Below are 11,191 nucleotides of genomic sequence, written 5' to 3' on the forward strand. Positions count from 1 at the left end.
CAGAATGATTATGGCTATGGTTTATTATTGAAGTATGATAGCAAAAGATTCTTTGAAATTCCTTTGATGTTGTTATTAAGTCCATTTTTTCTTTTTTAATTTTCATAAGGATTTTCTTTATCTTGAAGGTGAAGTCTTGTTCGTATTTTTATAAAGTTTTTACTTTATGATAATGGATAAAAAATACAGGAGCTTTGCAGGTAGTTATGCATGTTGCAATAAGTTTCTGATGGGTAGGAATTTCTCTTCATGACACAGAGAACAATTACATTGATAGCAGGGCCCACGGCAAGTGGGAAATCAGAACTTGCTTTGCAAATGGCTCAAGAAAGAAATGCTCTCATTATTAACACTGATTCAATGCAGGTTTATGACGTTTTAAATATTTTAACGGCACGGCCGAGGGCAGCTGATACTGCGATTGTTCCCCATTATCTTTATGGCCATGTGAGTCCTGCTTTGAATTATTCTGTAGGACAATGGTTGTGTGATGTTGAGAAACTGTTGGTTACTTTTACATCGAAATCCATTATTTTTGTTGGTGGAACAGGACTTTATTTTCGTGCTCTTTTGGAAGGGATTTCGCAAATTCCTCATGTTCCAGATGTTGTGCGGCAGAAATGGCGCTTGCTGCTTGATAAAGAGGGTGTTGCAAGTCTTTATCGCCAGTTGTTACAGATTGATGCTGTTGTTGCTGAAAAGATTTCTTCGCAAGATGGACAGCGTATTGTTCGTGCTTTGGAAGTTTATGAGGCAACCGGTGAGAAACTCAGTTGGTGGCAGAAGCAAAAAACAACGCCTCTCATCGCGTCTCATTGTGCTGAAAAAATTCTTCTCATGTTACCACGTCCTTTGCTTTATGAACGTATTCATAAACGCTTGGACTCTATGATTGAACAAGGCGCTTTAGAAGAGGTGGTGGCCATAAAGAAACTTATGCTTTCCCCTTCACTACCAGCGATGAAAGCGATTGGTATACCTGAATTTATGGCTTATTTGGATGGATATAGAAGTTTTGAAAATGCTCTGGAAGCGGTGAAAACACAAACGAGAAGATATGCAAAAAGACAAATGACGTGGTTTCGTCATCAATTTGATGAAGAATGGAGGCTTAATTCTTGAAGAAAGCACTGGAGCTTTAAGAAGAAATTTTTGAGAAAATATTAATTTTTTATTGACGAAAGGGTTCAATGGAATTAAAAATTTCTCTACAAAGAGTTTTTTATATATTTTATGCGTTGGAATAAAGGGGGAGATCATACAATATGTGTTGTGTAGTGGGCTCCTTGAGAGTCTTTTTTTATGGGCTCCGTTAGGGGCTTTTTTTATTGTCCTATCAAGTAGGTGAGTGGGAAAAATGAGAAACGATCCAAGACAGCAAGAGAGTGCAGATGGAAAAGTAATGTCGGGGGCTGAAATAGTGGTTCAGGCTCTTATAGATCAAGGGGTTACACATATTTTTGGTTACCCTGGTGGGGCTGTTCTTCCTATTTTTGACGTTCTTTATCACCAAGATACACTCCAGCATATTTTGGTGCGTCATGAACAAGCAGCGGGGCATGCCGCTGAAGGCTATGCACGCAGTACTGGAAAGGTCGGTGTGATGCTTGTGACTTCTGGTCCAGGGGCAACGAATGCTGTGACACCTTTGCAAGATGCTCTCATGGATTCTATCCCTCTTGTTTGTTTTTCTGGTCAAGTAGCGACAACACTGATTGGAACAAATGCTTTTCAAGAGGCTGATACAGTTGGAATTACAAAGCCTTGTACGAAGGGTAATTGGTTGGTTAAAGATGTCAATGATCTTGCGGACATTATTCATGAAGCTTTTTCTCTTGCACGTTCGGGACGCCCAGGACCGGTTTTGATTGATATTCCCAAGGATGTTCAATTTGCTTCAGGATTTTATAGGGCGCCTCAAGTTCAAGAGTCTTTGCATTCTTCTCTATCGTTGAAAGGGAATAATCGTGAGGCTATTGAAACTGCTGTTTCTCTTTTAGTTGAGGCAAAACGTCCTGTTATTTATTCTGGTGGTGGTGTTATTTCATCGGGGGGGCAGGCTATCCAGCTCTTGCGTAATTTGGTTCAATGGGGAGATTTTCCGATTACTTCAACCTTAATGGGACTTGGTGCGTATCCTGCTTCTGGAAAAAATTGGCTCGGAATGCTGGGAATGCATGGAACCTATGAGGCTAATATGGCTATGCATGATTGTGATGTTATGGTGGCTGTTGGAGCTCGGTTTGATGATCGTATCACAGGGCGCCTTGATGCATTTGCACCTCATGCGCGTATTATTCATATTGATATTGATCCTTCTTCAATCAATAAAATCGTCAAAGCAGAAGTTTCACTTATTGGCGATGTGGGGCATGTTTTGGCAGATATAATGCAACATTTGCATGAGCATCAATCAAAGTTTGATCAAGAAAGTCGAAAAATATGGTGGACGCAAATTAATCGCTGGAGAACTCGTAATTCATTGGCATACATGGAAAAAAAAGATCTTATCATGCCCCAATATGCTCTTGAACGGCTTTATGCACTGACCAAAGATGCTCGTGCTTATATTACAACGGATGTCGGACAGCATCAGATGTGGGCAGCGCAATATTATCACTTTGATGAACCAAAACATTGGATGACTTCTGGTGGTCTTGGAACGATGGGGTATGGTCTTCCTGCGGCAATTGGTGTTCAAATCGCCCATCCTGATGCGCTTGTTTTGTGTATTTCTGGTGATGCTTCCATTCAGATGAATATTCAAGAACTTGCAACAGCTATTCAGCATGATACACCTGTGAAAATTTTTATTTTAAATAATCAATATATGGGGATGGTGCGACAATGGCAGCAATTGTTGCATGGTAATCGCCTTTCTCATTCTTATACGGAATCAATGCCTGATTTTGTGAAATTGGCACAAGCTTATGGAGCCTTAGGGATTTATTGTTCAAAACCCGATGAACTTGATGATAAAATTCAGCAAATGATTGACAGTGATAAGCCTGTTCTTTTCGATTGTCGTGTTTATCATTTAGAAAATTGTTTTCCCATGATCCCATCGGGATGTGCCCATAATGAGATGTTATTACCCGATGAAGCAAGCGAGGAAGCTGTTGCAAATGCTGTTTCTTCCGAGGGAAAGATTCTTGTATAAAATGAATATGTTAACCAAATAGTGAAGGATGATGATGATGAAGTCTTTGAAGTCTTCATCTCTGTCTCTTTTTTGTGGAGCGTTCCTATTATCCTTAGAGCTTATTTTATGATTTTCATTCTTTGTTTAAAGACAGGGGGTGTATGATTATTTGTTCATTTGAAAAATGTTATAAGTCGTGTGCCCAATTATGTTTGAATTTATTTGTACGCGATGTTTGCTTATTGTAGGGGGATTTTATAGTTCTCCTCAATCTAGTGGCGCTAAATCTGTTTCTTCATGGTTTCCACAATCGCAGCGCGGATTTGCATAGAACGAAACTTTTGCCTTGCTTTTGGGAACGATAGCGACAACTTTTGCTGGTGCGTGAGAAAAAATAATAAAGATGCATCCCCCTAAAAAAGAAACGATGGCACCGACCAAAAACGCATCTTGTATGCCATTTGTATGCCATAGACAAGCGCACTCGCAGGAAGAACCATCCCAGCTAATGCCCCACCTAATGGTAGTCCCGCCTGCCTTATTCTCATTGCAAATCCGCGCTGCGATTGTGGAAACCATGAAGAAACAGATTTAGCGCCACTAGGTTGAGGAGAACTATAAAATCCCCCTACAATAAGCAAACAAACAAAAAGGGAAATATAGTTATCTGCGATTGCTCCCAACAAAAGAGCGACAGAAACGCCGAGTGCGCCAACGCCAACAATATAGCGCTCGTTAAACTTGTCTAGTAATTCGCCAGCTATAAGTAATCCAATAATAGGTAGGAATTGCGCTGCTGAAGACAGCAAACCTATTTGAGAGTCATTCAGCGAGAAATCCCTCTTAAAAAATCAGCTAAAGGACCAATCCCTTGAACAAAGAAGCAAGCTGATGCTTGAGCGATAGTAGCAACAAACAACACAACCCATCGATAATATTTTTTTCTATAAATTTATTATTGCTCACTATGCCCCCTCCAGTGAAAGTATCTTCCAATAAAATCACCTTTTTTATAATGATTGCAGCAATCAATGAGGTATTTTATGCGGATGACATAAAAATCTGTCAATATGATTGAAAGCCAAGGTATACGCTTCATTTAAGGAAATAAGCTATTATGTGTCGTGCAAATTTGATAGGCTAGCAGGATATAAGATAAATTTTACAAACATTAGCTCAGCCAGCATTAAGTTCTCTTCATAAAAGACGCTATATTTTGGCAAGCTTTTTCCATATAATTCTCAAAGCTTTCTTCAGTCACATAGCCCAAGTGCGGTGTGCAAAGAACTCTCTTTGATTGCAATAATTTGCTCTTATATACTGGCTCGCTGTCATAAACATCCAGCGCAAAGTAAGTTGAATTTTCCAAACTTAGTATTTTTTCTATCGCGCCTTTTTCAACCAAAGCTGAACGCGCTGTGTTGACAAAAATAGCATGAGGTTTCATGCTCAGTAGATCCTCTAATTGAATGATTTCTATGGTTTTATCGCTTAAACGTAAATGTACAGATATAATGTCAGGACGTCTAAAAAATTCATCTTTTGAATGCGTAAAATGATAACCTAAATTTTTTGCTTCTTGCGTTGAGCGTTCGCTCCCATAAACCAAAATGGACATGCCAAAAGTTTGAGCATATTGAGCAACCATTTTACCAATACGCCCAAACCCGAATATTCCAAGAGTAGCTCCTTTCATTTGGTTGCCAAATGTTGTTTGCCACCGCCCTTTTTTCATATCAGACACAGATTTATAGAGTGTTCTCCGTGCAGACATCATTAAGAGCCATGCAAATTCAGCAGCAGAAGTTGGATCTCCACCACCATCTAATATTTCAATTCCGAAGTCTCTACAAGCTTCTATGTCAATATGTGAACCTATAGGGCCTGTTTGGCAGATTAATTTTAAATTTGGCAGTTTCAGGAGAAAATTTCTATCAACGATAGTCCGCTCTCTGATTAAGATAAGAATATCTATCTCTTTGAGCTTATCTTCTAAATCACATTCTTTAGCTAAATTATTTATAACCAGCACTTCATGCGATTTCATTAATTTTGTAATAGACTGCAATGTTAGGGTGGCTTTTTGATAGTCATCTGGAATTAATATTTTCAATTTAAACCTCCCCTGTATATTTGTGCGAGATAAAGCGTGCTTCATATAAGCGTGATGTCTCTCTTTATTCGTTGAGATATAACTTATTTGTAGCATGAAGAGTCAATTTATTAAAATCATGATAAGAGGGAGATAGGAACTTTATAGATGTATCATCATAGGATTAATTCGTTTTGTTGAGAGCTATGTCTTTTTCTGGCAAAAGGTTTTTGATATATTTAATTATTATTTCGTAATAGTGGATGTACTTTATTTTTATGTGCAAGAAAGCTGATTGATTGTGTCAAATAGTATTCATAAAATTACAATATCTTGAAAAAGAAATGGGTAAATAATTGATAATTGTGCTATGTAAAGTTGTTAGATGGGCGTGTGTCAGCAATTCTTAATAAAAAAGTTTTTCTTGATCGTCGTTTTTTTTCAAAATGCTTGCTCTTTTTATGCGAATCTTATTTTGGTAAATAATGCAGTTTTCGTCGGAACAGGATAATGCATTGAAGGCTGTTTCCGCATGGTTGAGGGAAGGGCGTTCACCTCTTTTCCGTCTTTTTGGCTATGCGGGAACGGGTAAGACGACGCTTGCGCGCTATTTTGCAGAGACAGTTGATGGTTCTGTCCAGTTTGCTGCTTTTACAGGGAAGGCGGCGCAGGTTTTGCGTTCTAAAGGTGCAAGCAATGCTTGTACGATTCATTCATTGATTTATTGTCCACGTGGAGAAGAGGAAGTTTCCGATGAAATTACGGGAAAAAAGTCTATTGCTCCAACATTTACATTAAATCGAAGAAGTGCTGCTGCACAAGCTAAACTCATTATTGTTGATGAGTGCTCGATGGTCGATGAACAATTGGCGCGTGATTTAATGAGCTTTCGGACGCCAATTCTTGTTCTTGGTGATCCAGGTCAATTGCCTCCTATCTCAGGTGGAGGCTTTTTTTCCAATGGGGAACCAGATTTTCTTCTCTCAGAAATTTACCGACAAGCGCGAGATAATCCGATTATACGTCTTGCTATGGATGTACGTGAAGGACGCGATATTGCTTATGGTGACTATGGAGAAGCGCGCGTTGTGACACGTAAAGAGGTCAATCAACAATTGGTTTTGGATGCGGATCAGGTCTTGGTAGGGATTAATCGTACACGCCACCTTTATAATCAGCGTTTGCGTATGTTAAAGGGATTTACAGCAGAGTATCCACAAGCAGGAGATAAGCTTGTGTGTTTGCGAAATGATCCTCCTAAAGGTTTGTTAAATGGCTCTTTATGGAAGGTGATGACTTCACAGAAAGAAACAGTTAAACCAAGTATTAATCTGCTGGTGAAACCAGAAGAAAGTGAGCGTGGGGTAACAAAGATTAAACTTTTAAAAGCAGCCTTTGAAAATCCTGATCAGGAAATTTCGTGGGCATTAAAAAAGCGATATGATGATTTTGATTATGGGTATGCCTTGACGGTTCATAAAGCACAAGGTTCTCAATGGAATAACGTCGTTTTGTTTGATGAAAGTTTTGCATTTCGTGATATGTATGCACGCTGGCTTTATACGGGAATTACGCGCGCAGCAGAACGTTTAACGATTGTTCGATAGAAAAAAATGTATATCATCTAAGTTTCAGATGGAAAAAGCCTTTTTTCTATCTTGTTACACGCTATAAAAAATGGAAATGGGCATGGCAATAAAACTTTCGGTTAATCTTAATGCTGTTGCTGTTTTGCGCAATCGACGTAATCTTCCGTGGCCAAGTATTGAGAATATTGGGCGTATAGCGCTTGCCGCTGGAGCGGCAGGTTTGACGGTTCATCCGCGCCCCGATGAAAGGCATATTCGTTTTGCGGATTTGCCAGATATATACGGTTTAATAAAGAACACTTTTCCTACGGCTGAGTTTAATATTGAAGGTTATCCAAGTGATCGATTTTTGAATATCGTTGAAAATTATGCAGATCAGATTACTCTTGTTCCTGATGATCCAGATCAGTCAACGTCTGATCATGGGTGGAATTTTGCTCATGATGCAGAATTTTTAGCGCCTATCATTCAGCATTTGAAAAAAAGAAAGATTCGTGTGTCACTTTTTGCTAATCCTTCTATCGATGGTCTTGATATTGCTAAAGCAATAGGGGCTGATCGTGTGGAATTTTACACGGGACCTTACGGTGGTGCATTTCAGAATAAAATAAAACAAGATCAAGAGCTTAGTAAGATTGTTTTAGCCGCAAAAAAAGCGAAAGAGTTGCAATTAGGTACGAATGCAGGGCATGATCTGACACTTATGAATCTTCCTGCTCTTGTCAAAAATATTCCTTGGCTTGATGAAGTTTCTATTGGTCATGGGCTTATTGCTGATGCGTTGGAATATGGAATGCATGAGACTGTTCAGCGTTTTCTTCGGTTATTATCGTAATCTTTTTCTCTTTATAAAGTTGGAAGAAAAATTTTTATAAAACTTTACCAGTTTATCTGAATTATTCTATTTTTTATGTTTTTTAATACATGAGATACTTTTTATTCGTACCATTCATTATGAGGAATTTTAAAGATTTCCTTGTTATAATTTCTTTGAAGCGATGAAAAAAAGGGTTTTGAAAGTATTTTCCTTATAAAGGATTGCGTAGGATTTTAATGGGTGAGTGCATTCATTTTTTGTCTGATTTAATGTTGCAGCAGCTTTTACAAAGAGATAGCTTCATAAGAAATACTACTAAAGAATGTCAAAAGTATAAGTTTTCTTTTCATGATTTTATAGATATTGCTGTATATGCTTATGAAGGCTGTATTAAAACAATACTTGTTATTGTATAATTTTTCTTGCTATCCGTATTGATTTGGTTCATGTTAAAATTGTATGTTGTATCTTAATTTTTAGGCTATAACGTTCTGTTGCGTGATAGAAGAGTAGAATCTTAGCAGATATATTTTCTTTGAAAATATTATTTTGTGTAATTATCATCTTTGTAGGACAGCAGTTGAAGTTTATTTGGGGATCCGTATATGTTTTGGGAATGTCTGAGGAGCACAGTCTTTTCTGTGCAATATGTATGTGTAAACTTTAAAGATTGTTCAATTTCTGTGTTCTTATAAGCGGCGTTTTTTGTCTTTATGAGATTGTGTGATGCATTGAAGATAATGTTTCTTGTTTAATAAAAATAATCTGAAATCCAGTTTAAATAGAAAAAGAAGGAAGTGTTTTTATGCGTGTTTATTATGATCGTGATGCGGATGTTAATCTCGTAAAAGGGAAAAAAGTAGCCATTGTTGGTTATGGTTCTCAAGGACGTGCGCACGCTTTAAATTTGAAAGATTCCGGTGTTCAAAATATTCAAATAGCTTTGCGTTCAGGGTCGGAAACAGTTAAAAAGGCTAAGGCTGATGGTTTTGAAGTGGTGAGTGTTGCTGAAGCAGCAAAATGGGCAGATCTCATCATGATGGCAACACCAGATGAGTTGCAAGCTGATATTTATAAAGAGCATATTCATGACCATTTACGTGATGGGGCGGCGATTGCTTTTGCCCATGGTTTGAGCATTCATTTTGGCTTGATTGAACCTAAAAAAACCGTTGATATTGTGATGATTGCTCCTAAAGGTCCAGGCCATACAGTTCGTCATGAATACCAACGGGGGTGTGGTGTTCCTTGTTTAATAGCGGTGGCACAAGATGCTTCAGGGCATGCGCATAGTGTAGCATTATCTTATGCGTGTGGACTTGGTGGTGGACGCGCTGGGGTGATTGAAACAACATTTAAAGAAGAGTGTGAGACTGATCTTTTTGGTGAACAAGCAGTTCTGTGTGGTGGTCTTGTTGAACTCATTCGAGCAGGGTATGAAACACTAACACAAGCAGGCTATGCACCAGAAATGGCTTATTTTGAGTGTTTACATGAGGTTAAACTGATTGTTGATCTCATGTATGAAGGGGGCATTGCAAATATGAATTATTCGATTTCTAATACAGCTGAATGGGGCGAATATATGTCTGGTCCACGTGTGATTACGGATGAAACCAGAGCAGAAATGAAACGTATATTGAAAGATATTCAAACGGGTAAATTTACATCGAATTGGATTCAAGAATATAAGGCAGGTGCTGCTCATTTTAAAAGTATGCGGCGTTTAAATGATAATCATCCTATTGAAGAGGTTGGTAAAAAGCTTCGTTCTATGATGCCTTGGATAAAATCTAATGCTTTGGTTGATAAAGAGCGTAATTAAAGCCTCTAAGAGATGTTTTTCACGTCTATAGTTTTATAAACAAATATCAAAAAAGGGTAACTTGAGTTACCCTTTTTATATGTTTTTTGCACATAGGTTTTATTTTTTAGGGGCTTTATTTTTTAAGTTTTTGCATAACTCTTTCTTCCAAAAAGAAAATATACAATGCCTAAAAATATAAACCATGCTGGCGTATATTTTAAAGCTATGGCGGTATCTGCTTCTAATGACAATAAATAAATAATGAATACAAAGAAAACGAGAAGCGCCCAACACATCACAACACCCCCTGGCATTTTATAAGGAGAGACAGTATGCTGGAGAGGACGATTGCGACGATAAATGATATAGCTGATCAAAATGATAGACCATACAAATATAAATAAAATTGCGGCAATTGTCGTAACAATTGTAAAAGCAGCTATAAGGGTTTGAGATAACGATACAATCGCATAACCTAATAAGATACATAAACATGAAAAGAATAATGCGTTGGCTGGAACATGTTTACGAGAAAGTTTTCCTAAAAATTTAGGAGCTCCTTTTTGTGTTGCTAGTCCATATACCATACGGCTGGTAGAAAAAATTCCACTATTTGCTGAAGAGGCGGCAGCTGTGAGGACAACAAAATTCATCAAACCAGCAGCAGTTGGAATACCAATAAGTGCATACATTGTTACAAATGGGCTTTTTTCTGGACTAATTTGATCCCAAGGCATTACAGACATGATCACAAGAAGAGAGAAAATATAAAAGAATACAATGCGGACTGGTATTGAATTGACAGCCTGGGGTAAAGCTTTTTGAGGCTCTTTTACTTCAGCTGCCGCTGTTCCTGCGAGCTCAATGCCAACAAAAGCAAAAATAGCAATTTGAAATCCAGCAAAAAAGCCAGTAATCCCTCGTGGAAAAAGATTTCCACCATTCCATATATTGTTAAGGGAAGCAACCGTACCGTTTGGAGAGACAAAACCGGTGAAGATCATATAAAATCCCACAACAATTAAGACTAAAATTGCTACGATTTTGATAAAACCAAACCAGAACTCAAGTTCGCCAAAGAGTTTTACGGCGACGAGGTTAAGGATTAAAAAGGACATAAGAGCAATGATAACAGGAATCCATGGGTTGAGTTCAGGCCACCAAAAATGTGCATAAGTGACAATAGCAATAATTTCAGCAGTTCCAGTAACAATCCAACACAACCAATATGTCCAGCCGATAAAGAATCCAGCACATGGTCCTAGAAGATCGGTCGAGAAGTCAATAAAAGATCGGTATTGTGTATTAGAAAGCAATAATTCTCCCATAGCACGCATGACAAAGTATAGAGCACAACCAATAATCGCATAAACGAGGAGGATTGAGGGGCCTGCTACACTGATTGTTTTTCCTGATCCCATAAAGAGACCTGTTCCAATCGCTCCACCAAGGGCTATAAGTTGTATGTGGCGGTTATGTAGTCCACGTTGCAATTTCTTCTTAGTTTTTTTTTCTAAATTTTGTTTGTTCATTTTTGGGAAGTTCCCTTTAGTTATTTTAAGATAAAAATTACCCTAAAAAAGGTAATCCTTTCTATCGGAACATGATATGCTTAATGAGTAAAGGAATTTTTTTCTATTATTTTATATAAATAAAGAAAAAATTTTATTGATTAATGTTATAATTATTTTATCAAAAATTAATATTATATAAATATTAGTATAAAATTTTAATTTTTGGATAT

Annotated in this window: 9 protein-coding genes; 5 read left to right on the forward strand and 4 right to left on the reverse strand. The window is 37.7% G+C overall.

Going from position 1 to position 11,191, the window contains the following annotated elements:
• The first annotated feature begins 249 nt into the window (after positions 1 to 249).
• Complete coding sequence (gene miaA, locus PVV70_RS06070; protein WP_273758375.1) at positions 250 to 1,122, forward strand: tRNA (adenosine(37)-N6)-dimethylallyltransferase MiaA; 873 nt, start codon at positions 250 to 252, stop codon at positions 1,120 to 1,122.
• Between the two features lie 235 nt (positions 1,123 to 1,357).
• Positions 1,358 to 3,160 (forward strand): acetolactate synthase 3 large subunit, encoded by a 1,803-nt coding sequence (locus tag PVV70_RS06075; protein ID WP_273758376.1) that lies wholly within the window; start codon positions 1,358 to 1,360, stop codon positions 3,158 to 3,160.
• A 249-nt stretch (positions 3,161 to 3,409) separates the two neighbouring features.
• Here the strand turns inward: PVV70_RS06075 and PVV70_RS06080 are convergent, their stop codons facing one another.
• The 3 genes from PVV70_RS06080 to PVV70_RS06090 all read right to left on the reverse strand — a co-directional run bounded on the left by PVV70_RS06080 (position 3,410) and on the right by PVV70_RS06090 (position 5,255).
• The gene (locus PVV70_RS06080) at positions 3,410 to 3,583 is read right to left on the reverse strand and encodes a hypothetical protein (RefSeq protein ID WP_273758377.1); all 174 of its coding nucleotides are present in this window, start codon (positions 3,581 to 3,583) and stop codon (positions 3,410 to 3,412) included.
• Positions 3,556 to 3,951 (reverse strand): MFS transporter, encoded by a 396-nt coding sequence (locus PVV70_RS06085; RefSeq protein WP_273758378.1) that lies wholly within the window; start codon positions 3,949 to 3,951, stop codon positions 3,556 to 3,558. The genes PVV70_RS06080 and PVV70_RS06085 overlap by 28 nt, the downstream gene beginning before the upstream one ends.
• Before the next feature lie 377 nt (positions 3,952 to 4,328).
• On the reverse strand, positions 4,329 to 5,255 hold the full coding sequence (locus PVV70_RS06090) for a D-2-hydroxyacid dehydrogenase family protein (protein WP_273758379.1): 927 nt from the start codon (positions 5,253 to 5,255) through the stop codon (positions 4,329 to 4,331).
• A 464-nt stretch (positions 5,256 to 5,719) separates the two neighbouring features.
• Between PVV70_RS06090 and PVV70_RS06095 the strand changes: the two genes are divergently transcribed.
• From PVV70_RS06095 to ilvC, 3 genes are all read left to right on the forward strand, one after another.
• Entirely contained in the window at positions 5,720 to 6,841 is a 1,122-nt protein-coding gene (locus PVV70_RS06095; protein WP_273758380.1) for an ATP-dependent RecD-like DNA helicase, read from the forward strand.
• Between the two features lie 82 nt (positions 6,842 to 6,923).
• Entirely contained in the window at positions 6,924 to 7,658 is a 735-nt protein-coding gene (locus tag PVV70_RS06100; RefSeq protein ID WP_273758381.1) for a pyridoxine 5'-phosphate synthase, read from the forward strand.
• A gap of 787 nt (positions 7,659 to 8,445) precedes the next feature.
• Positions 8,446 to 9,465, forward strand: coding sequence for a ketol-acid reductoisomerase (ilvC, locus tag PVV70_RS06105; RefSeq protein WP_273758382.1), 1,020 nt, complete (start codon positions 8,446 to 8,448; stop codon positions 9,463 to 9,465).
• A 122-nt stretch (positions 9,466 to 9,587) separates the two neighbouring features.
• On the opposite strand, the gene PVV70_RS06110 is transcribed toward ilvC, so the two are convergent.
• Entirely contained in the window at positions 9,588 to 10,979 is a 1,392-nt protein-coding gene (locus PVV70_RS06110) for an amino acid permease (RefSeq protein WP_273758383.1), read from the reverse strand.
• Positions 10,980 to 11,191 lie beyond the last annotated feature (212 nt).

The sequence above is a fragment of the Bartonella sp. AU55XJBT genome, assembly GCF_028618525.1.

Coding starts and splice junctions, on each gene's coding strand:
- miaA (WP_273758375.1), top strand. CDS start 250: ATGACACAGAGAACAATTACATTGATAGCAGGGCCCACGGCAAGTGGG.
- PVV70_RS06075 (WP_273758376.1), top strand. CDS start 1,358: ATGAGAAACGATCCAAGACAGCAAGAGAGTGCAGATGGAAAAGTAATG.
- PVV70_RS06095 (WP_273758380.1), top strand. CDS start 5,720: ATGCAGTTTTCGTCGGAACAGGATAATGCATTGAAGGCTGTTTCCGCA.
- PVV70_RS06100 (WP_273758381.1), top strand. CDS start 6,924: ATGGCAATAAAACTTTCGGTTAATCTTAATGCTGTTGCTGTTTTGCGC.
- ilvC (WP_273758382.1), top strand. CDS start 8,446: ATGCGTGTTTATTATGATCGTGATGCGGATGTTAATCTCGTAAAAGGG.
- PVV70_RS06110 (WP_273758383.1), bottom strand. CDS start 10,979: ATGAACAAACAAAATTTAGAAAAAAAAACTAAGAAGAAATTGCAACGT.